This is a genomic window from Streptomyces sp. NPDC028910 (genome assembly GCF_055564955.1).
Window position 1 is genome coordinate 521,641 of the sequence record NZ_JBVHVF010000001.1, and the last position, 19,815, is coordinate 541,455.

The following is a 19,815-nucleotide window of genomic DNA, read 5'->3' on the forward strand; positions in this document are numbered from 1 at the left end:
CGGGGAATGTTCTCCCTGTGTGCCCCCCTCCTTCGGGGCATGAAGACCATCACACGGCACCGCTCCGGCCACGCGCTGGCCGCCCTGCTCACCGCCGACGCACTGCTGCACCTGTACTGGGCCACGGGCGCGACCTGGCCCGCCGCCGACGAGCGGGCCCTGTCCCTCGCCGTCCTCGGCACCGAGACCTCCTTCGGCCCCGCGACGGTGCTCCCCCTGGCCGCCGTCCTCCTGACGGGAGCCACCGCCGCCCTCGCCCACGCGTACGGGCGCGGCGGCCGGCTGACCCGCGCCGTCACCGGGGCGGTGGCCGCCGGCCTGACCGTACGGGGCCTCGCGGGCCTGGCCTGGGCGACCGGCCTCCTCGCCAGCCCGCCCGACAGCCCCTTCTACGCCCTCAACCTCGCGCTGTACACCCCCGCTTGCCTCGCCTTCGCCTGGGCGGCGGCCCGGCTAGCGAAACTCGCACCAGACGACCTTGCCGGGCGTCCGGGGCAGGACACCCCAGTCGTCGGCGAGCGCGGCCACGAGGGCGAGCCCCCGGCCGTGCGGCCGGCCGGTGATCCGTGACAGCCCGGGCCCGCTGTCGTGCACCTCGACCCGGACGGTCCCGTCGAAGGTGAGCAGCCGCAGGAGATATCCCCGGCCGCGCGGGACCCCGTACCGCAGGGCGTTGGTCGCCAGCTCGCTCACGCAGAGCAACAGGTCGTCCTGCCGGGCGGGGCGCCCCCACGCGTGCAAGGTGTCACGTGTGAACTGGCGTGCAGCTGCGACTGTTCGGGGATTGCGGAGGTAGAGCCGGTCCTGCACGAGGGCGGCCTGAGTATGCAGATTCACCCCACGATGGTCGCTCGCAGTGACTACCGTGTGGCTGAGCGCCAACCCGTACTCATTGATGAGTACGGGTTGGCATGGGGTAGTCCACGTGCTGGGGCGGGGAGTTCGCTGTCATGCCACCGAGGAAACGCGCACGGCCGAACGCGACGACCATGAAGATGGTCGGAGCGCAGGTGGCCGCAGCCCGGATCGCCAAGAACCTGACCCAGAAACAGCTCGGAGAGCTGGTCCGGCTGGACGCGGAGACCATCGCGTCGATCGAGCAGGGCCGCCGGGCGTTGATGCCGAATGTCGCGGAGCTGATGGACCAGCATCTGGGCCTGCCAGGCCTTCTGGTCGTGGCAGCCCTCGGAATGCCCGAGAGGGACCCAAGTACCCCTTGGGCAGAGGAGTACATGGACCTTGAGAAGCGCGCGATCGCGCTCAATTGGTACGAGTCCATGGTCATCCCGGGGCTCCTCCAGACCGAGAGCCACGTGCGGGCCCTCCTCCGCTGTCGCGTCCCGGCGTTCCTTCCGGAGGAAATGAACAGGCTGACCGCTCGGCGACTTGCCCGGGCACCTATCCTGCACCGCAAACATCCCCCGAACCTCGCCTTCGTGATCTCGGAAGCAGCTCTCCGCGACCGGATCGGCGGCGACGCCGTCTACGCCGAACAGTTGCGCCATCTGCTGATCTGCATGGACCTACCGCACGTCACCCTCCAGGTGCTGACACTCGGCCAGACGTATCACCCGGGCCTGTCCGGCGCATTCACCATGCTGGAAACACCCGAACATGAACACATCGGCTACTTTGAAGGCCAGCGCAGCAGCAAGCTCGTCACCGACCCGGACGAGGTCAGTATCCTGGCCCAGCGATATGCCATGCTGCGGACTCAGGCCCTCAATCCCCAGGAAACACGTGGGCTGTTGGAGCGCATGCTAGGAGAGCTATGAGCACCACACTGAAGTGGTTCAAGTCCAGCTACAGCAGCCCTGACGGCGACAAGTGTGTCGAGGTCGCGGCCTGCGCCGACACCGTCCACGTCCGGGACTCCAAGGTCACAGACGGCCCGATCCTGAACGTAACCCCCGCGGCCTGGGCCGCTCTTACGGAGTGGACCGCTCATTGATCAGTACGGCCAGGCCGTCCAGCAGGCGGTCCAGGCCGAAGCGGAACTGGAAGTCCGGCTCGTCGGAGCCCGCAAACGCGTCGGAGCCCAGCAGCCGCGTCACGGCCGGGTGCGTGTCCGGGCCGGTCATCAGCCGCAGCGTGCGTACGTACTGACCCATCACCTGGTCCGGTGAGACACCGGACTTCACGATGGCGTCCATCATGTCGGCGGCCATCGTCGCCTCGTTGCGCACCAGCCCGCCAATCAGGATGATCGCGGAGATCTTCTCGCCCTCGGTCAGGCCGGTGTCGGCCAGCGCAGCGAGCCCGCGTTCCATCCAGGCGAGCTGGTTCGGGCTGACCGGCGCCCCGGTGATCGGGATGCGCAGGATCCAGGAGTTGGCCATCAGCACGGCCCGCTGCGCGTACGCCCAGTCCGCGAGCAGTTCCCGCCAGCCCCAGCCCTCGGCCTCCGGCGGCAGCGGCGCCGGGGCGCCGACCCCCGCGTCCGACATCAGGATGTAGAGCTCTTCCTTCGCCGTGACGTACCGGTAGAGGGACATGGTCGAGACGCCCAGCTCCTTGGCCACCCGGCCCATGGAGACGGCCTCCATCCCCTCCGCCGCGGCCAGTGCGACCGCCGCGTCGACGATCTTCGGCAGCGTCAGCGTGGGGCGCGGGCCCTTGCCGGGGCGTTCGCGCAGGCCCCAGGCCATTTCCAGGCTCGCCGGAAGCCCGGTCCCGCCGTCCTCGTCCGCCATCGCGCCGCCCTCCCTCCACCACTGCTGATTGACCCACATCCTAGTTCTGTGTATTACTTACACAGAAGCGCGTACCGCATACGCAGAAGGGAGTGTGGTCCCTGATGACCACGAACGACCTCGGTATCCACGCCATCGGCCTCACCAAGTCCTACGGCGCCCTGCGCGTCCTCGACGGCATCGACCTCGCCGTCCCGCGCGGCACCGTCCTCGCCCTGCTCGGCCCCAACGGCGCCGGCAAGACCACCGCCGTCCGGATCCTGGCCACCCTCACCGAGCCCGACTCCGGCACCGCCCGCGTCGCGGGACGCGACATCTCCGCCGAGCGGGGGCTCGTACGCCGGGCCATCAGCCTCACCGGGCAGTTCGCGGCCGTCGACGACCTCCAGACCGGCTCCGAGATGCTCCGCATGATGGGCCGGCTCTGCGGGCTCGCGCCGCGCGCGGCCCGTGCCCGCGCCGACGAACTCCTCGCCCGCTTCGGCCTCACCGAGGCCGCCGCGCGCACGGCGAAGACGTACTCGGGCGGCATGCGCCGCCGCCTCGACCTCGCCGCGAGCCTCGTCTCCCGGCCGGAGGTGATCTTCCTCGACGAGCCCACCACCGGGCTCGACCCGCGCAGCCGCCAGGACCTGTGGGACCTCGTACGGGAACTGCGCGCCGACGGCACGACCGTGCTGCTCACCACCCAGTACCTGGAGGAGGCCGACCGGCTCGCCGACCGCGTCGCCGTCCTGGCCGACGGCAGGATCGCGGCCGAGGGCACCCCCGCGGAGCTGAAGTCGCGCGTCGCGGAGCACCGGCTGGACCTCACCCTCACCGACCGGGCCGCCTACGAGGCGCTGGCCCCCCGCGCCGTCCACCTCGACCCGGACGCGCTCACGCTCGGCCTGGGCACCGACGGCAGCGCCGCGCACGTCCGCGCGCTGCTCGACGAAGCCGACCCGGACCGGACCGCCGTCGCACGCTTCACCGTCCGCGGCGCCACCCTCGACGACGTGTTCCTCAGCCTGACGGGAGCCGGCCGATGACCACCTCCACCGCCGCCCTCGCGCTCGCCAGCCGCAGCGTGCGCATCAGCCGCCGCAATCCGGACGCGCTGGTCACCGCGCTGATGCTGCCGGTCGTCCTGATGCTGATCTTCGTCTACTTCTTCGGCGGCGCGATCGACACCGGGACCGCGTACGTCACGTACGTGGTCCCCGGCGCCATGCTGCTCTGCGCGGGCTTCGGCGCGGCGAGCACCGCCGTCAGCGTCACCGAGGACATGAAGAACGGGGTCATCGACCGCTTCCGCGCCCTGGACATCGGCGGCATCGCGATCCTGGCCGCGCACGTCACCGCCTCCGTGCTGCGGAACCTGCTGTCCACCACCCTGGTGCTCGCCGTCGCGCTCGCCATCGGCTTCCGCCCCCAGGCGGGCCCGCTCGCCTTCCTCGCGGCGGCCGGCCTCCTCGTCACGTACATCACGGCGATCTCGTGGCTGGCCGCCGTGCTCGGCCTGCTCGCCAAGTCCCCGGAGGCCGCGGGCGGCTTCACCTTCCTGATGATGTTCCTGCCCTACCCGTCCAGCGCCTTCGTCCCCATCGAGACCATGCCGAGCTGGCTGCACGGCTTCGCCGACCACCAGCCGCTGACCCCGGTGATCGAATCCCTGCGCGCGCTGCTCCTGGACCAGCCCGCGGGAAACGCCCCCTGGGTGGCCCTGACCTGGTGCGCGGGCATCACGGCCGTGGCCGTGACCCTGGCGGCGGTCCTGTTTCACAGGCGGACCCGCTGAGGGGCTCCGGCCGGAGCCCGTCAGCGGGCCGATGGTGCGCCTGCCCGCTCATTGATTGAGCGGGTAGGAATGACGGCCCGTCACCTCATCGATCTCCGTGTGGGCCTTCTCCAACATCTGCTGCGCGAGATCCATGAGCGCGCGAGCGCCCGCGATCTCTTCCCCGACCCTCAGCTGCTCCGGGTCGGAGGGGTGACGCAGGGCATAGCCCCGCGCCCTCAGCTCGGTACCGTCGCCGAGCCTGACCAGAGCCGCCGCACTGGTGCGGTGGCCCTCCTCGCTGAATTCGAGTTCCACATGCCACCCGACGAGCGTGGACATGGTGCATCACCTCCAGGGGCTCACCCTCCCTCCAGGTTGCGCCTGCGGAGGAGGGAGCGCGAGCCGGAGCGATGCCCGGATTCACTGGATCGGGGAATCCGACGGGGGGATCCGGTTGATGTACTCCCGGTCGACGGAATCGACGCCGTCGACCGCCTCCAGAGCCGCCACCCGGTCCTCCGGAACGGTGCCGGAGAGCGTGCCGAGGACCGGCTGCTCGCCCGTGACCGTCAGCCCGGCCCGGCGCAGGGCCCCGACCACTTCCGCGAACCGGGCGGGGTCGACCGCGAGGATGACCCCGACCGGCTCCGACGACCCGCTCACGGGGCCTGGAGCAGACCCGCACCGACGTCCCGGGCGGGCTGCGTCAGCGGGAACGCACCGGACAGCAGCGTGGCGGTGAGTTCGGCCGCGGAAGCCTCGGGGTTCGCCTCGGCGAGCATGGCGAGGACACCCGCCACGTGCGGCGTGGCCATGCTGGTGCCCGACATCGTCGCGTAACCGCCGCCGGGGGCAGCCGAGTGCACGGCCACGCCGGGGGCCGCGATGTTGACCTCGCCGCCTTGGCCGTTGATGCCTCCGCAGGAGTCGAACGCCGTCCTCAGCGCCTTGTCGAGCGAGCCCACGGAGAGGATGGAAGGGCAGTTGGCGGGTCGCTCGACGGGCGAGACGATCCCGGGCCGCAGGCTGCTGTTGCCCGCCGCCGCGACGATCACCGTCCCCAGTTGGAGCGCGCGTTGGGCCAGGATCTCGTACGTCTGCGGGAAGAGCTCACCCACCTGGACCCGAGCGCCGAGCGACAGGGAGATCACCTTCGCGCCGCGGGCGATCGCCCACTCGATGCCCGCGAGGATTCCGCCGTCGGGGCCGCGGCCCCTCCGGTTGAGCACCTTGCCGGCCAGTACGCGCGCCTCGCTCGCCACGCCGTAGCGGGGCCCCTGCCGGGGGCCGGCCGGCCCGGCGACGGTGCCGATGCAGTGCGTGCCGTGGCCCTGGACGTCCTCGGGCGTCTCGCCGCGCACGAAGGAGGCGGTCTCCTCGATGCACCCGACCAGATCCGGGTGATCGGTGTCCACACCGGTGTCGAGGACCGCGACCTTCACTCCGCGTCCGGTCAGACCGGAGATGTTGGCCCTGATCGCCTGCAGGCCCCAGGTCATGCTCTGCTCGTCCAGGGCCGGACCACCCTGGGACACGGCGGCTTCGACCTGGGAGTGGCGGGTGACCACGTCCCCGTCGCTGCGGTAAGCCGGAAAGAACTCGGTCGGTGCCCGGTTCGGGGCGGTGATCGGCGAGGCGTAGACCCAGCGCTCCGGCTCAGCCGCGAGGATCGACCCCTCGGCCTCGGCCGTGGTCACCAGCGCGAAGCGGTTCTCGGGCCGTACTTCCACGACCGCCACGGCGAGGTCTTCGAAGAGCACCGAGACGTCGGGGCGTTCGAGGAGTTCGGAGGCGTTCGCGGCCGCCGCTCCTCGGACCCGTTCCACGGGCGCGATGTCGGCGGAGGAACGCAGTGCGTTCAGCCCGCTCTCCTGGTCACTCTGGTCGAGCAGCACCACGTACCGACCGGTGTACTCCGCGCCGTGGTCGATGCCGGTGCCGTTGGGCCGTTCGGGCGGCTCGCCGAAGGCGCGCCGCTCCATGGGTCCGTTCGCCATTGGGTTTCCCGCTTTCTGTGCGCTTCCCCCCGGTTCGTGGACGCGCGCCGATTCACCGAGTGGCAGGCGCCGGGGATGGTGGGGCGAGGCTCAGCCGTGTACGGCCCGCAGTGCCGTCGCCCGCAAGCCCGTCGGCATCGCCTCTCGCCCCTCGAACACCGTCGCACTGGGTAAGCGGCCCCGCAACACAGCGCAGCCGGCCGAGAAGCCCCGACGCCACCGACCATTACCCGCCGGCCAGGCCCGTCGCCACCGACTGGAACCACGCCCCGTACGAGAACGGCTCTGGCGGGCCCACTTCCATGCCGAGCTCCGCGGCGGCCAGGGCGTAGTCGCCTTCGTCCAGCGGCAGGGCGAGGAGTTCGTGGAGCTCACCGACGAGGCGGGCGACGAGCTGGGGATCGGTGGTCGCGGCATAGTCCGCGACCGCCGCCTCGTGGTCGGGGAACTGATCGACGATGTCCTGCGAGAACCAGCCGCCCAGCAGCTGCGCGGTCTCCGGGAACCGTGCGTGCCACTCCCAGTGGGTCTGCGGGGTGGTCGGCGGCGGCACCTCGCCGTCCTCGACGCTCTGCTTGAGGTGGTCGGCGAGCAGGAGGAGCCAGTCACCGATCGCGGACTGGGGGATCCCCACATCGGGGACGGCGTAGAACTCGCCGAGGTCGATCCGCAGGCGTCCGGGGGGGTTGCGGCTGTACTCGCGCAGCTGACGCTCCGCCTCCGCGATGGCCCAGGGCCGGGTGTGCCAGGTGTGGCGCAGATAGGCGTCCAGGGCTTGGCTGCGCTGGTCGGCTGTGTCGTCGGCGCTCTGGCCGAGGTAGGCGCGCAGTACCTGATCGAGCTCGCCGTAGCGCCGGTCGTGCTCGAGGGGCTTCATGGACACGGTCGGACTGCCTCTACGGGTAGAACGGGACGGTGGTCTGGACGACGAATCCGTACGGGCTGTCGGGCTCCCGCCTCAGTACGACGCGCGCGGCGCGGACGTCGAGCGGTTCCTGTCCGGCGAGCAGCATCGCCTCCAGCAGCACCCGGCCGACGGGCTCCTCACGGGACGGCCAGGCGGCCTCGATGGCGAGGCGGGCCCGCGTCCCCTGGGCGAGCCAGCGGTGGATGACCTGCTCGTTGGCGGTCACCACCTGCTGGGTGGCCCACTGGGCGGTCTCCCGGTCGGGGTAGGTGGCAGATCGGGTCAGCATCGGATCATCCTCACTGCGCGTTGAACGACCAGAAGACGCCGACCTCGTCCGCGGACACCGCGATCAGGCCGAGGTCCATCATGTAGCCGGTGAAGGGGTGGCCGCCTTCGAGGTCCCGCGCCAGGAAGTGGGGCGCGTCGGAGCTGCGGGCGAGGTCGGACGAGGTCCAGAACGTCGCCTCGGCGCCGAATCGGTCCAGCACGGTCCGGGCGTCCGCGAGCACCGCGTCGCGGTCCTCCCGCGACCGGACCGGGGAGCCCTCGAAGAACCACTCCTGCGCGAACGAGGCGAGCAGCTCGACGGCGGCGCCGGCGGTGATCGGCCGGAGCCCGGCGCGCAGGTCCTCGGCGGTCACCGCACGGAACGGGTAGGAGGGGAAGCCGGCCTCCCGCCCCTCCTTGAACGTCTCCGGATCCAGGGCGGACCAGCCCCGTGGGTCGGCGACCGACCGCTCCATGACGGCGCGGACATCCTCGGCCCAGTGCTCGTGCAGCCGGGGACCGCTCCTGGCGAAGGTGAAGACGTCCTCCAGGAGCCGTAGCAGTGCACCTTCCCAGGTGCTGCTGTCGAGGGTGTTCATCAAAGTCCCTACGGGATCGGTCGGGGCGCGGGCATCGACGTGTAGATGATGTACGGCGGATCGAGGCTGGAATCGTACTTGAGGACGGTCTTGACGTAGTTGACGTCGACCGCCTTCGCATTGAGGCCATGGTCCTTGTAGCCCGTCCCGGGGATCGTGCCCGCGGACCCGTCCTGGTTGGGCGTGGGCTGCTTGGAGACGTAGCTGCCGCTGACCTCCCCGTTTGGCGTCTTGCTCACGAAGTCCTTGTTCTGGCCGTCCTGCGGGTTGGAGGCGAGCCAGGCGTCGATCTCGGACTGCGTCAGCCGGAGGTTCTGCTCGGTGAGCCGCTGCGCGTCCCCGATCGTCTTGAAGCTCGACGAACCGCCGATGGTGGGCCTGCTGTTCTCGGGCCACGAGGCGGCCGGGTTGGACTGGTCGCGCAGGCGCTGCGCGAGCTGCTCGTCGGTCTTGCCCACGTGCTTGTCCAGGGTGTGGCCGCCGCCGAGGTACTCGTTGGCCGCGAGGTCGAAAGCCATGTTGCCGTTCGAGCCCGGAACCGTCCACTGCTGCTCGTGCTTGAAGTCGTTGAGCGAACGGGCGCCGAAGCCGTGGGCGCGGGCGACGCCGGCCTCGAACTTCGGGGCGCTCCGGTGCGCTTCGTCCAAGACGTCCTGGAGCGCGTCCATGCGCGTGGTGAGACCGTTGAGAATGCCGGTGTACTTGTCCACGATCCGGTTGAGCTTGGCCTTGTCCAGGTTCAGGACCGTGTTGACGTCGAACTTCAGCAGCAGTCCGGTGGCCCCGCCGACACCGCTGGCCACGCTGGTGACGGCGCCGGCGATGGTCTTGAGGCTGGGCTTCTCCTTGGCCTTCTCGATGTCGTCGAGGATGCTCGCGGCGGCCTTCCTCATGGCCCGCTTGAGCTCTTCGAAGACATCGTGGTTCAGCTCGACGGCGGCTTCCGCGTACTCGCGCAGGCAGTCACTGATCTTGATCGCCACGTCGTTCAGCACGCCCATCACCGGCTGGCTGCCCGTGGCCACCCGCGCCCCGTGCCCGCCGCTGCTGTGCCCCCACTGGTAGCCGAGCCGGGACTGGCCCCAGTCCGTGCCGCCCCACAGCGCACTGCAGAACGTCTGCATGGCGGCTTCCCAGTCGGCCTTCTGGTGATTGGTGATCGTGCCGATGATCCTGCTGAGGTCGGCCGCCGAGCCCGTGACGACGGTCGAGACGTTCATCCAGCTGTGGCAGTGCGAGTTGAGGTAGTGCTGCTCCGGAAAGGGGTGTACGTCCGCCACCTTGCCGACGCGGAACACGTTCTTCGCCACGGGCTGCAGGATGTCCCGGACGATCTCCGGTATGCCCTCCATCGCGCCGCGTATCAGGTCGTCGCCACCGTCGTCGTCACCCCACTTGATGTCGGGGAAGCTGTCGAACTTGGGCTCCTTGTCGATGACCGTGGGCAACGGGCGCTGCTCCGGGGCCTGTCCGGGCTTGGGGTGGGCCGCCGCATCGGCCTTGGTGAAGGCGTTGGCGGTCTCCGTGAAGCCGACGGCGACGCCGCCGACGCTAACCACGCTCTTGGCCCACACCTCCAGCCAGCGGTTGCCGATCTTCTTGTAGGCCTGCGCGAACTTCGCGGCCTCATCGCCCGCGCCTCCGGCATCCGGGTGCTCCTTCAGCTCCCGCAGGAGCCTGTTCGCACCGCGCATCATGCCGTCCTGCTCCTTGGCGACCTGCCCGGAGACGGTCCACAGGCTCGACGGCTTGACGTCGATGTTGCCGGCTCCCGCGGGCGGCTGCGCCGGGGTGGGGCCCGGAGTGGGTCCGGCCATCAGGCGCCGCCTCCCCAGCCCTGGAGCACGGACTTGTTCGCCGCGGCGTAGTTGAGGTGACCCTTGACCACGATCTCGTGCAGCCAGGCCTGCGCGGCCTTGAGGTCCTGGGCCGAGCGGTCCCACTTGTCCAGCTCGTCGATGAAGGCCTGCCGGGCCTCGCCGTCCCAACTCAGAACGGCCTTCTTGGCCCGCCCGTACAGCAGGTCCAGCTTCTCGTTGAGGTCCTTGAGGATCTCCTCCAGGTCCCCCGACAGGCGCTGCAGGGTGGCGAAATCAACGGTTATCCGGTCGTCCTCCGACATGGTGGTGCTGATTCCCCCTGCTCTCAGATGTCCTGCAGTCGACTGTGCGGAGCCGCTGGAGCCTGGTCGGGCACGGTCAACTCCTCGGCGGCCGCGGACACGTCCTCCCGGCTCTGCACGCGCTTGAACGCGGCCAGGACCTCCAGCTCCTGGGCCGTGAATCCGTCACGCGAAGCCCTGGTGGCCTCTTCGAGGAGGGAGAGCACCTGCCGGATCCGCACGGCGTCCTCGGCGGCTCCCCGGTGCAGGGCGCGGTACGCCGTGGCCGTGGGCCCTTGCCAGCCTGCCGCGATGCTGTCGACCACCCGGTCCATCTCGCGGATCTGCCGCTCCAGATGACCCTGCATCTCATCGAGGTCGTCCGCGAGCTTGGTGAGGCCGTCCTTCGAGACCCTGAGATCGCCGTCCTGCATGTCCACCCCCTCTTGGCACTGTCGTGCCAAGTACGCACGTACGCCTACGATATTCGCAGGTCATCGAGCCGGACACCTGAGTACGCGCACTCATGTCCGGGCTCTCATAGCGGAGTTCACTGGGCGCATGACCACCGACCACCTGCCCCCGGACACCACACGGCACCCGCGCGCGTTCGTCGCGCCGCTCGTCTCCACCCTGCTCACGCTGCCGATGGCGGCCGTCGCGTTCTTCTTCGCCGGGCTGTCCCCGATGGCCTGCGACTCCTGCGACGACGCCGCGAGCGACCGGTTCGACGCCTCCTACGAGGTCGCCTTCCCCATCTTCGGGAGCGGCCTGCTGGCGGTCCTGGTCCTGCTGGTCGCCGCCTGGGGCCTGCCCTGGCAGCGGCGGTACGCCGCCGCCAGGGTGTGGCTGGCCGTCATCGCCCCGGCGGCGGTCGTCCTCGACGTCCTCGTCTTCCACGGCCTCGTCGACTGGCCGTAGAGCAGATCAGGCGTTGCGCAGCCAGCCCGCGACCTCCGTCGCCCAGTACGTGAGGATCGTGTCGGCGCCCGCGCGCTTGATGCCCAGCAGGGTCTCCAGAATCGCCCGGTCCCGCTCGATCCAGCCCTTCTCCGCCGCCGCCTCGATCATCGCGAACTCGCCGCTGATCTGGTACGCCGCCACCGGCACGTCCACCGCCTGCGCGACCCGGTAGAGGATGTCGAGGTAGGGGCCGGCCGGCTTGACCATCACCATGTCCGCGCCCTCCTCCAGGTCGAGGGCCAGCTCCCGCAGCGACTCCCGCGCGTTCGCCGGGTCCTGCTGGTACGTCTTGCGGTCGCCCTGCAGGCTCGACGCGACGGCCTCGCGGAAGGGACCGTAGAACGCCGACGAGTACTTCGCCGTGTAGGCGAGGATCGAGACGTCCTCGTGGCCCGTCTCGTCCAGCGCGTCACGGATGACGCCGACCTGCCCGTCCATCATCCCGCTGGGCCCGACCACGTGGACGCCCGCGTCGGCCTGGACCTGCGCCATCTCCGCGTACCGCTCCAGGGTCGCGTCGTTGTCGACCCGCCCGTGCTCGTCCAGCACCCCGCAGTGCCCGTGGTCGGTGTACTCGTCGAGACACAGATCGGACATGATCACCAGATCATCCCCGACCTCGGCCTTCACATCGCGGATCGCGACCTGCAGGATCCCGTCCGGCTCGGTGCCCGCCGTGCCCAGCGCGTCTTTGTTCTCATCGGCCGGAACACCGAAGAGCATGATCCCGGAGACCCCCGCCTCGACCGCCTCCACTGCGGCCTTGCGCAGCGTGTCCCGCGTGTGCTGGACGACGCCGGGCATCGCGGAGATCGCCAGGGGCTCGCTGATGCCCTCGCGCACAAAGGCCGGGAGGATCAGGTCCGAGGGGTGCAGCCGGTTCTCCGCGACCATCCGCCGCATCGCCGGGGTGGTGCGCAGCCGCCTGGGCCGCGAGCCGGGGAAGGATCCGTACGCGCTCATCTTCTAGTCGCCTCTTCGAGCATCGACAGCAGTCCGGACAAGCGTAGGCGGTCCGGAGTCCCGCCAGGCGGAAAGCCCTGGTGATGGTGTATCGCGGCCGGTAGCCTCCGCCTGATCATCCGTACCGTTCCCGGGGACAGACCATGCCGATACGCGCTGCACGACGGGCTTCCTGCCTGTCGGCCCTGGTAGCCGTCGCCGCACTGGCCCTCGTCGGCTGCGGGGCGGAACCTGGGAACTCGGCGTCCGAGCCGGCGCCCGCCGCGCCCGCCTCCGCGTCCCCCGCCGCCTCAGCTCCTGCGAGCCGCCCGCTGACCGCCGCGGAGTTGGTGGCGGCCGCCCTGCCGGGAGAAGCGAGCCCGGACGCGTACGGGCACCCGGTCTCCGTCCGCAAGACCAGGGCCGTCGACCTGAAGTCCAAGGTGTCCGACCCCGCCTGCGCGCAGCTGCTGGCGGCCGCCCATGCCTGGCGCCCCTCGCGCCCCGATCCGGCCGTGGCAGAGCAGACCTTCAACTGGAAGAACGACATGGGCGGCGGCGACTCCACCCTCGCCTCGTACGGGAACTCCGGCGCACTGGCGGTGTTCGCGGAGGTCCGCGAGGGGCTGAGCAAGTGCCGGTACTACGAGAGCCCGGCCCCGACCATGACTTACAAGGGCACGGTCACCGTCGCTTCCGCCCCGCGGCTCGGGGACGAAGCGGTGCAGTTCGATATCACCGCCCCGACCGAGCTGGGCCCGCACGTGACCCAGTACACGGTGGTCCGCACGGGGAGCGTCGTCGCGACCTTCACGAAACGGTCGGTCGGAGGCCTCGACCCCCACGACTTCCCGCCCGCCTTGATCGCCCAGCAGATCTCGCTCCTCCAGCAGGCGCAGAGCTGAGGCCCTGCCCCAGATCTAGTCTCCGCCTAGCCGTCGGCCGGCTCGTTCCTCTGCCACCAGTGTTCCAGCGCGAACCCGCGGTGGTCGTGCTGGTGGATCGGGCCGAGTTCCTCCACCCGCGCGTACGCCTCCGGCGTGCCCGGGTGGTCCCGTAGGGCCAGGCCGTAGGCGCCGACCAGGCGGGTCAGCCGGTCGTCCTCGTCCAGCAGGGCCAGCAGCAGTGCCGTGGCGTCCGCCGTTCGGTCGTCGGACTGGGCCAGTGCTTCCGCGGCCCCGCCCCGAACCGCGCTCCGCGGGTCCCGGACCAGGTCGCGGATGACGCCCCGGAGCTCGTCCGCATCCGCGTCCCCCTCGCGGAGCAGGATCCCGGCCGCGTCGAAGCGCACCTCTTCGTCCGGGTCGCGGGCCAGCGCGTGCAGGGCCTCGGCGCCCTGCGGGGTCAGCGGCCTGTCGTGCCAGTAGAGGCAGCCGGTCACCTCACGGCGTACCCGCGGATCGGGGTGGTCGGCGTACCGGAGGCCGATGGCCTCCAGTCGCGGGTGTTCCACGGTGTGTTCGGTGAGGGCCGCGAGCAGCTCGGCGAGCACCACGGGGTCCGTCTCCGCGTCCGCCCAGGCGGCGAGGAACTCGCGGTCATCCGCGTGGTGCGGGTACCCGTCGGGGGACACGGAGAAGTGTCTCGTGCGCAGCCAGTCGGCGGCGAAGCGCCGGTGGCCGGGGGACGGGTGGTGCCGCAGGGCCGTCACCGTCTCCCGGGAGCCCTCGGCGAGGCGTTCCCCGAGCGCGAAGCGGGACGCGGCCCAGTCCACGTGGGACGGGTCGGGGTGCCGGAGGGCGCGGGCCACCAGTTCCGCAAGCGGCGCCGGAACGCCGAACGCCGACTCGAGGGTGGTCAGGACGGCGCCGTGCCCGGCACGGACCGTTCGCCCGCCGAGCGTGACCTGCTCGACCTCGCACCACTCGTCCTCGACCGTGCAGGTCCGCGCCGGGCCCGTGGCCCCGGTCCGGCGGCGCAGTTCCGCCTCCACGCCCGTCCCGTACCAGTGCCGGGCCATGGCGAGCAGCCGCTCGCGCTCCGCCTGCGGCAGGCGCAGCGCCGGGTCCTGAAGGTCCCTGGACCACAGCAGCGCCGAAACCGTCGCCGGGGAGCCGCCCTCGACGGCCCGCAGCATCGGGGTCGTCCCGTCCGGGAGCACCCGGTCCGGGTCGGCGCCGCCCTCCACCAGGGCCCTGGACGCCGCGAAGTCGTAGGCCGCCACCGCCGCGCACAGCGCCCGTACCGCTTCGTCCAGGTCCATGGCCCGAACATGCCACAGGGCCCGGGTGCACACCGCACCCGGGCCCTGCTCAGTACCGGTCCACCGCTAGGTGGTACGCCGCCGCCGCGCCCCCGGCCGACGCTCACTCGGCCGGAACACCGTCTCGCCGGCTTCCTTGGCCGCCTCGCGGCGCGCCGCACCGTACTCCGCCAGCGCCTCCGCCAGCTTCGACACCGACGGCTCCGGCGACAGCACGTCCACCCGCAGCCCGTGCTCCTCCGCCGTCTTGGCCGTCGCCGGCCCGATACAGGCGATGACGGTCACGTTGTGCGGCTTCCCGGCGATGCCCACCAAATTCCGCACGGTCGACGACGACGTGAAGAGAACGGCGTCGAAGCCGCCGCCCTTGATGGCCTCGCGCGTGTCCGCCGGCGGCGGCGACGCGCGCACCGTCCGGTAGGCGGTGACGTCGTCGACCTCCCACCCGAGCTCGATCAGCCCGGCGACCAGCGTCTCGGTCGCGATGTCCGCCCGCGGCAGGAACACGCGGTCGATCGGGTCGAAGACCGGGTCGTACGGCGGCCAGTCCTCCAGCAGTCCGGCCGCCGACTGCTCACCGCTCGGTACCAGGTCCGGCTTCACGCCGAACTCCACCAGCGCGGCCGCGGTCTGCTCACCCACCGCGGCGACCTTGATGCCCGCGAAGGCCCGCGCGTCGAGCCCGTACTCCTCGAACTTCTCGCGGACGGCCTTCACGGCGTTGACCGAGGTGAAGGCGATCCACTCGTAGCGGCCCGTCACCAGGCCCTTCACCGCCCGCTCCATCTGCTGCGGGGTGCGCGGCGGCTCCACGGCGATGGTCGGCACCTCGTGCGGCACCGCGCCGTACGAACGCAGCTGGTCGGAGAGCGAGGCGGCCTGCTCCTTCGTGCGCGGTACGAGGACCCGCCAGCCGAACAGCGGCTTCGACTCGAACCAGGCCAGGTCCTCACGCCGCGCGGCGGCGCTGTGCTCACCGACCACGGCTATGACGGCCCGGGCCCCCTCGGGCGAGGGGAGCACCTTGCCCTGCTTGAACACCTGGGCGATGGTGCCCAGCGTCGCGCACCAGGTCCGCTGCCGCGTGGTGGTACCGGCAACCGTCACGGTCAGCGGGGTGTCAGGCTTGCGCCCGGCGCTCACCAGCTCGGCGGCGGCGGCCGAGACCGTCTCCAGCGTCGCGGAGACCACGAGGGTCCCGTCGCTCGCCCCGGCCTCGCTCCAGCAGCGCGCCGAGGCGGTCTTCGCGTCGACGAACCGCACGTCCGTGCCCTGCTTGTCGCGCAGCGGGACACCGGCGTACGCGGGCACGCCCACCGCGGTCGCGACACCGGGCACCACCTCGAAGGGGATGCCGGCGGTGGCGCAGACGAGCATCTCCTCGGCCGCGTTGCCGTCGAGCCCGGGGTCGCCCGTGACGGCACGCACGACCCGCCTGCCGGACCGTGCGGCCTCCATGACAAGATTGGCGGCGTCTCGGATCACCGGGACGCCAGCGGCTGCTGACACTTCGTCAGCAATCGTCAGCTGCGGCGTGTCGACACCCGCGCGCGCGTGCGTCCGTACGACCTCGAGCACCTCGGGCTCCGCGATCAGTACGTCCGCGGCGGCGAGCGCCTCGACGGCGCGCAGCGTCAGCAGACCCGGGTCGCCGGGGCCGGCACCGAGGAAGGTGACGCGTCCGTGGGCGGCGACGGCCGGAAAAGCGGAGGTGGTCGGACTTGAGGGGTTCAAAGCGATCGCTCCCCCATCAGACCGGCCGCGCCCTTGGCCAGCATCTCGTCCGCGAGTTCGCGGCCGAGCGCCATGGCCTCGTCGTACGACTGGGGCACGGGACCGGTGGTGGACAGCTGCACCAGCGTCGAGCCGTCGAGGGTTCCGACGACGCCGCGCAGGCGCATTTCATTGACAACTTGTCCGTCGGCCAACAGGTCGGCGAACGCGCCCACGGGTGCGCTGCAGCCGGCCTCCAGGGCGGCGAGCAGGGAGCGCTCGGCGGTCACGGCGGCCCGGGTGTACGGGTCGTCGAGCTCGCCGAGCACGGCGATGAGGTCCGTGTCGGACGCGAGGCACTCCACGGCCAGGGCGCCCTGGCCGGGAGCCGGCAGGACGCAGTCGACGGACAGCAGGTCGGTCGCTTCGTCACCGCGCCCGATCCGGTTCAGCCCGGCGGCCGCCAGCACGACGGCGTCGAGCTCGCCGCCCTGGACGAAGCCGATGCGGGTGTCGACGTTGCCGCGGATCGGCACCGTCTCGATCCGCTTGCCGAGGGACAGCGCCAGGTGGTTGAGCTGGGCCGTGCGCCGCGGGGACCCGGTACCGATGCGGGCACCGTCGGGCAGCTGCTCGAAGGTCAGCCCGTCCCGGGCGACGAGCGCGTCCCGCGCGTCCTCGCGCGGCGGCATGGCCGCGATCACGAGGTCGTCGGGCTGCGCGGTCGGCAGGTCCTTCAGCGAGTGCACGGCGAAGTCGACCTCGCCGCGCAGCAGCGCGTCGCGCAGGGCGGTGACGAACACGCCCGTCCCGCCGATCTGCGCGAGGCTCTCGCGCGAGACGTCGCCGTAGGTCGTGATCTCCACGAGCTCGACGGGCCGGCCGGTGAGCGCCCGTACCGCGTCGGCGACGTGCCCCGACTGGGACATGGCCAGCTTGCTCCGCCGCGTACCGAGCCGCAGCGGCTGGTCGGGACGTGTGTTCATGATGCCCGTCCTGGGTCGTCGTCGTTCATCGGATCGGCCGCGTCCGCCCGGCTGACGGATGCAACCGTCTGAGGGTCGAGGTCGAAGAGTTCGCGCAGTGCGTCCGCGTACCCGGCGCCGCCGGGCTCGCTCGCGAGCTGCTTGACGCGCACGGTCGGCGCGTGGAGGAGCTTGTCGACGACGCGGCGCACGGTCTGGGTGACCTCGGCCCGCTGCCGTTCGTCGAGATCGGGTACCCGCCCGTCGAGCCGCGCCACTTCCATGGCCACGACCTCGGCCGCCATGGCCCGCAGGGCGACGACGGTGGGCGTGATGTGTGCGGCCCGCTGCGCCGCCCCGAAGGCGGCCACTTCCTCCGCGACTATGCCGCGTACGGCGTCGACGTCGGCCGCCATCGGGGCGTCGGCGGACGCCTCCGCGAGCGACTCGATGTCCACGAGCCGTACGCCCGGAATCCGGTGCACGGCCGCGTCGACGTCCCTGGGCATGGCCAGGTCGAGCAGCGCGAGCCGGACGGCCGTCGCGTCGGTGTGCGTACGGGCGCTCCTGCGGGGCTGCCGCTGCGCGGCGGCCTCGCCCTGGTCGGCCCAGGTCCCGTGCAGTTCGAGTGAGCTGGCGTCGACCCCGGCGAGCGCGGACCGCCCCTCGGCGGGGCACCCCTCGGGCTCCACGACAGCACTGATGGTCCGCACGGCCCCGGCATCGGCCAGCCGCCCCCCGTCCCGAGCAGCGGCAGCCAGCCGAGCCACAACAGCAGCATCCAGCTCGACCGCCGCGCCACCCGGCTCCGCCGCACCATCCAGCCCCGCCGGCGTCACATCCAGCCCCGCCGGCGTTTGAGGCGCGGGGTCTGGGGCGGAGCCCCAGGACACGGCGCCGCGCACGTCATCGGCGGTCAGCACCAACCCCGTCGCACCGGTGCAGGACACCACCACATCGACTCGTGTCAGCTCATCCGCGACCTCCGCCATGGGGATCGCCACCGCCGCGACCCCGGTGCCCGAGGCAACCAGAATCTCGGCCAACCGCTCCGCCCGCTCGGCGGTCCGGTTCGCCACCACGATCTCGGCGACGCCCACCCGCGCCAGCGTCGCCGCCGCCAGCGACGACATCGACCCGGCCCCGATCACCAGCGCCCGCTTGCCCGCGGCCCACTCGCCCACCGGCACCCGCACCGCGAGCTGCTCCAGGCCGAACGTCACCAGCGACTGACCCGCCCGGTCGATCCCGGTCTCCGAGTGCGCCCGCTTGCCGACCCGCAGCGCCTGCTGGAAGAGGTCGTTGATCAGCCGCCCGGCGGTGTGCAGCTCCTGCCCCAGCGCCAGCGCGTCCTTGATCTGGCCGAGGATCTGCCCCTCGCCCACGACCATCGAGTCCAGCCCGCACGCCACCGAGAACAGGTGGTGCACCGCCCGGTCCTCGTAGTGCACGTAGAGATACGGAGTGAGCTCCTCCAGCGCGACACCACTGTGCTGCGCCAACAAGGTGGACAGCTCGGCGACACCCGCGTGGAACTTGTCCACGTCCGCGTACAGCTCGATCCGGTTGCACGTGGCGAGCACCGCCGCCTCCGTCGCCGGTTCGGCGGCGAGGGTGTCGTGCAGCAGCTTCACCTTGGCGTCGGCGCCCAGCGAAGCACGCTCCAGCACGCTCACGGGCGCGCTGCGGTGGCTCAGCCCTACGACGAGCAGACTCATGCCGGCATCACCGCCGGCACGTCCCCCTCGGGCCCGGGCTTGCGCGCGACGGCGGCGGCGCGCCCGGCCGGCGGCACCACGGCCGCGGCGGGGGCGGCGCCGCCCACGGAGGAGCCACCGGCGGCAGCGGCCGCGGCCGCTTCCTCGCCGGCCTTGCGCTGCTCGTGGAACGCCAGGATCTGGAGTTCGATGGAGAGGTCGACCTTGCGCACGTCCACGCCCTCGGGCACGGACAGCACGGTCGGCGCGAAGTTCAGGATGGAGGTGACACCGGCCGCGATCAGCCGCTCGCTGACCTGCTGGGCCGCACCGGCCGGCGTCGCGATGACGCCGATCGAGACACCGTTCTCCTCGATGATCTTCTCCAGATCATCGGTGTGCTGGACCGGGATCCCGGCCACCGGCTTGCCGGCCATCGCCGGGTCGGCGTCGATCAGCGCGGCCACGCGGAAGCCGCGGGACGCGAAACCGCCGTAATTGGCGAGCGCGGCGCCGAGGTTACCGATGCCGACGATGACGACCGGCCAGTCCTGGGTGAGGCCGAGCTCGCGGGAGATCTGGTAGACGAGGTACTCGACGTCGTATCCGACGCCGCGGGTGCCGTAGGAACCCAGGTACGAGAAGTCCTTGCGCAGCTTCGCGGAGTTCACTCCGGCGGCGGCCGCGAGCTCCTCGGAGGACACCGTGGGCACCGATCGCTCGGAGAGCGCGGTGAGGGCACGCAAGTACAGCGGAAGCCGGGCGACAGTGGCCTCGGGAATACCTCGGCTGCGGGTCGCCGGTCGGTGAGTTCGGCCAGTTGCCACGATGCTCCTGCGGGATGAGCGGGGCTGCAGGCGGCCACTTGTCCCAGGACCGCCCCGTCGACAGCAGGCTATGCCTTTGTGAACGCGTGCACAAAGATTGTGTCCGCTTTGTCCGACCAAAGTGACCGGGGTCACGCGACCTCGCCGCACAATGCGGGAACCGGCGGCACGCCGAA

24 protein-coding genes are annotated in these 19,815 nt (G+C 71.4%); 7 read left to right on the forward strand and 17 right to left on the reverse strand.

The window, feature by feature from the left end; translation table 11 throughout:
• Positions 1-39: 39 nt before the first annotated feature.
• A complete protein-coding gene (locus ACZ4TV_RS02510; protein ID WP_468129797.1) occupies positions 40-570 on the forward strand; it encodes a DUF3995 domain-containing protein in 531 nt (176 codons plus the stop codon).
• On the opposite strand, the gene ACZ4TV_RS02515 is transcribed toward ACZ4TV_RS02510, so the two are convergent.
• The gene (locus ACZ4TV_RS02515; RefSeq protein WP_468129799.1) at positions 454-837 is read right to left on the reverse strand and encodes an ATP-binding protein; all 384 of its coding nucleotides are present in this window, start codon (positions 835-837) and stop codon (positions 454-456) included. The two genes, ACZ4TV_RS02510 and ACZ4TV_RS02515, sit on opposite strands and share 117 nt — an antisense overlap.
• A 152-nt stretch (positions 838-989) precedes the next feature.
• Here ACZ4TV_RS02515 and ACZ4TV_RS02520 point away from each other — a divergent pair, with 152 nt between their 5' ends.
• The gene (locus ACZ4TV_RS02520) at positions 990-1,775 is read left to right on the forward strand and encodes a helix-turn-helix domain-containing protein (RefSeq protein ID WP_468129801.1); all 786 of its coding nucleotides are present in this window, start codon (positions 990-992) and stop codon (positions 1,773-1,775) included.
• A complete protein-coding gene (locus ACZ4TV_RS02525) occupies positions 1,772-1,951 on the forward strand; it encodes a DUF397 domain-containing protein (protein WP_468129803.1) in 180 nt (59 codons plus the stop codon). Before ACZ4TV_RS02520 ends, ACZ4TV_RS02525 begins: the two co-directional genes overlap by 4 nt.
• On the opposite strand, the gene ACZ4TV_RS02530 is transcribed toward ACZ4TV_RS02525, so the two are convergent.
• Positions 1,929-2,732: a TetR/AcrR family transcriptional regulator gene (locus ACZ4TV_RS02530; protein WP_468129805.1), complete on the reverse strand. Its 804-nt coding sequence runs from the start codon at positions 2,730-2,732 to the stop codon at positions 1,929-1,931. The two genes, ACZ4TV_RS02525 and ACZ4TV_RS02530, sit on opposite strands and share 23 nt — an antisense overlap.
• Before the next feature lie 65 nt (positions 2,733-2,797).
• On the opposite strand from ACZ4TV_RS02530, the gene ACZ4TV_RS02535 reads away from it, so the two are divergent.
• Both ACZ4TV_RS02535 and ACZ4TV_RS02540 read left to right on the forward strand, forming a co-directional pair.
• Positions 2,798-3,724 (forward strand): ATP-binding cassette domain-containing protein, encoded by a 927-nt coding sequence (locus ACZ4TV_RS02535; protein WP_468129807.1) that lies wholly within the window; start codon positions 2,798-2,800, stop codon positions 3,722-3,724.
• Positions 3,721-4,473 carry an ABC transporter permease gene (locus tag ACZ4TV_RS02540; RefSeq protein WP_468129809.1) on the forward strand — a complete coding sequence of 251 codons (753 nt, stop codon included), beginning with the start codon at positions 3,721-3,723 and terminating at the stop codon, positions 4,471-4,473. Before ACZ4TV_RS02535 ends, ACZ4TV_RS02540 begins: the two co-directional genes overlap by 4 nt.
• A gap of 48 nt (positions 4,474-4,521) precedes the next feature.
• On the opposite strand, the gene ACZ4TV_RS02545 is transcribed toward ACZ4TV_RS02540, so the two are convergent.
• The 9 genes from ACZ4TV_RS02545 to ACZ4TV_RS02585 form a co-directional block, all read right to left on the reverse strand.
• On the reverse strand, positions 4,522-4,794 hold the full coding sequence (locus ACZ4TV_RS02545) for a DUF1876 domain-containing protein (RefSeq protein WP_468129811.1): 273 nt from the start codon (positions 4,792-4,794) through the stop codon (positions 4,522-4,524).
• An 81-nt stretch (positions 4,795-4,875) separates the two neighbouring features.
• Complete coding sequence (locus ACZ4TV_RS02550) at positions 4,876-5,118, reverse strand: hypothetical protein (protein ID WP_468129813.1); 243 nt, start codon at positions 5,116-5,118, stop codon at positions 4,876-4,878.
• On the reverse strand, positions 5,115-6,452 hold the full coding sequence (locus ACZ4TV_RS02555) for a S8 family serine peptidase (protein WP_468129815.1): 1,338 nt from the start codon (positions 6,450-6,452) through the stop codon (positions 5,115-5,117). The genes ACZ4TV_RS02550 and ACZ4TV_RS02555 overlap by 4 nt, the downstream gene beginning before the upstream one ends.
• Positions 6,453-6,678: 226 nt before the next feature.
• Complete coding sequence (locus tag ACZ4TV_RS02560; RefSeq protein ID WP_468129817.1) at positions 6,679-7,335, reverse strand: contact-dependent growth inhibition system immunity protein; 657 nt, start codon at positions 7,333-7,335, stop codon at positions 6,679-6,681.
• A 13-nt stretch (positions 7,336-7,348) separates the two neighbouring features.
• Positions 7,349-7,648 (reverse strand): RNase A-like domain-containing protein, encoded by a 300-nt coding sequence (locus ACZ4TV_RS02565; RefSeq protein WP_468129819.1) that lies wholly within the window; start codon positions 7,646-7,648, stop codon positions 7,349-7,351.
• 10 nt (positions 7,649-7,658) lie between these two features.
• Positions 7,659-8,228, reverse strand: a complete 570-nt coding sequence (locus ACZ4TV_RS02570; protein WP_468129821.1) for a hypothetical protein — start codon at positions 8,226-8,228, stop codon at positions 7,659-7,661.
• 8 nt (positions 8,229-8,236) lie between these two features.
• Positions 8,237-10,045: an RNase A-like domain-containing protein gene (locus ACZ4TV_RS02575; protein ID WP_468129823.1), complete on the reverse strand. Its 1,809-nt coding sequence runs from the start codon at positions 10,043-10,045 to the stop codon at positions 8,237-8,239.
• Positions 10,045-10,350, reverse strand: a complete 306-nt coding sequence (locus ACZ4TV_RS02580; protein ID WP_468129825.1) for a WXG100 family type VII secretion target — start codon at positions 10,348-10,350, stop codon at positions 10,045-10,047. The genes ACZ4TV_RS02575 and ACZ4TV_RS02580 overlap by 1 nt, the downstream gene beginning before the upstream one ends.
• Before the next feature lie 23 nt (positions 10,351-10,373).
• On the reverse strand, positions 10,374-10,763 hold the full coding sequence (locus ACZ4TV_RS02585) for a WXG100 family type VII secretion target (RefSeq protein ID WP_468129827.1): 390 nt from the start codon (positions 10,761-10,763) through the stop codon (positions 10,374-10,376).
• A 127-nt stretch (positions 10,764-10,890) separates the two neighbouring features.
• Here ACZ4TV_RS02585 and ACZ4TV_RS02590 point away from each other — a divergent pair, with 127 nt between their 5' ends.
• The gene (locus ACZ4TV_RS02590; protein ID WP_468129829.1) at positions 10,891-11,250 is read left to right on the forward strand and encodes a hypothetical protein; all 360 of its coding nucleotides are present in this window, start codon (positions 10,891-10,893) and stop codon (positions 11,248-11,250) included.
• A 6-nt stretch (positions 11,251-11,256) separates the two neighbouring features.
• On the opposite strand, the gene hemB is transcribed toward ACZ4TV_RS02590, so the two are convergent.
• Complete coding sequence (hemB, locus tag ACZ4TV_RS02595; RefSeq protein ID WP_468129831.1) at positions 11,257-12,255, reverse strand: porphobilinogen synthase; 999 nt, start codon at positions 12,253-12,255, stop codon at positions 11,257-11,259.
• A 143-nt stretch (positions 12,256-12,398) separates the two neighbouring features.
• Here hemB and ACZ4TV_RS02600 point away from each other — a divergent pair, with 143 nt between their 5' ends.
• Positions 12,399-13,139: a hypothetical protein gene (locus ACZ4TV_RS02600; protein WP_468129833.1), complete on the forward strand. Its 741-nt coding sequence runs from the start codon at positions 12,399-12,401 to the stop codon at positions 13,137-13,139.
• A 26-nt stretch (positions 13,140-13,165) separates the two neighbouring features.
• Here the strand turns inward: ACZ4TV_RS02600 and ACZ4TV_RS02605 are convergent, their stop codons facing one another.
• From ACZ4TV_RS02605 to ACZ4TV_RS02625, 5 genes are all read right to left on the reverse strand, one after another.
• Entirely contained in the window at positions 13,166-14,437 is a 1,272-nt protein-coding gene (locus tag ACZ4TV_RS02605; RefSeq protein WP_468129835.1) for a HEAT repeat domain-containing protein, read from the reverse strand.
• A gap of 66 nt (positions 14,438-14,503) precedes the next feature.
• On the reverse strand, positions 14,504-16,171 hold the full coding sequence (locus tag ACZ4TV_RS02610) for a bifunctional uroporphyrinogen-III C-methyltransferase/uroporphyrinogen-III synthase (RefSeq protein ID WP_468129837.1): 1,668 nt from the start codon (positions 16,169-16,171) through the stop codon (positions 14,504-14,506).
• A complete protein-coding gene (gene hemC, locus ACZ4TV_RS02615; RefSeq protein WP_468129839.1) occupies positions 16,168-17,136 on the reverse strand; it encodes a hydroxymethylbilane synthase in 969 nt (322 codons plus the stop codon). The genes ACZ4TV_RS02610 and hemC overlap by 4 nt, the downstream gene beginning before the upstream one ends.
• Complete coding sequence (locus ACZ4TV_RS02620) at positions 17,133-18,833, reverse strand: glutamyl-tRNA reductase (RefSeq protein WP_468129841.1); 1,701 nt, start codon at positions 18,831-18,833, stop codon at positions 17,133-17,135. The genes hemC and ACZ4TV_RS02620 overlap by 4 nt, the downstream gene beginning before the upstream one ends.
• A complete protein-coding gene (locus ACZ4TV_RS02625) occupies positions 18,830-19,639 on the reverse strand; it encodes a redox-sensing transcriptional repressor Rex (RefSeq protein ID WP_468129843.1) in 810 nt (269 codons plus the stop codon). Before ACZ4TV_RS02625 ends, ACZ4TV_RS02620 begins: the two co-directional genes overlap by 4 nt.
• Positions 19,640-19,815: the final 176 nt, after the last annotated feature.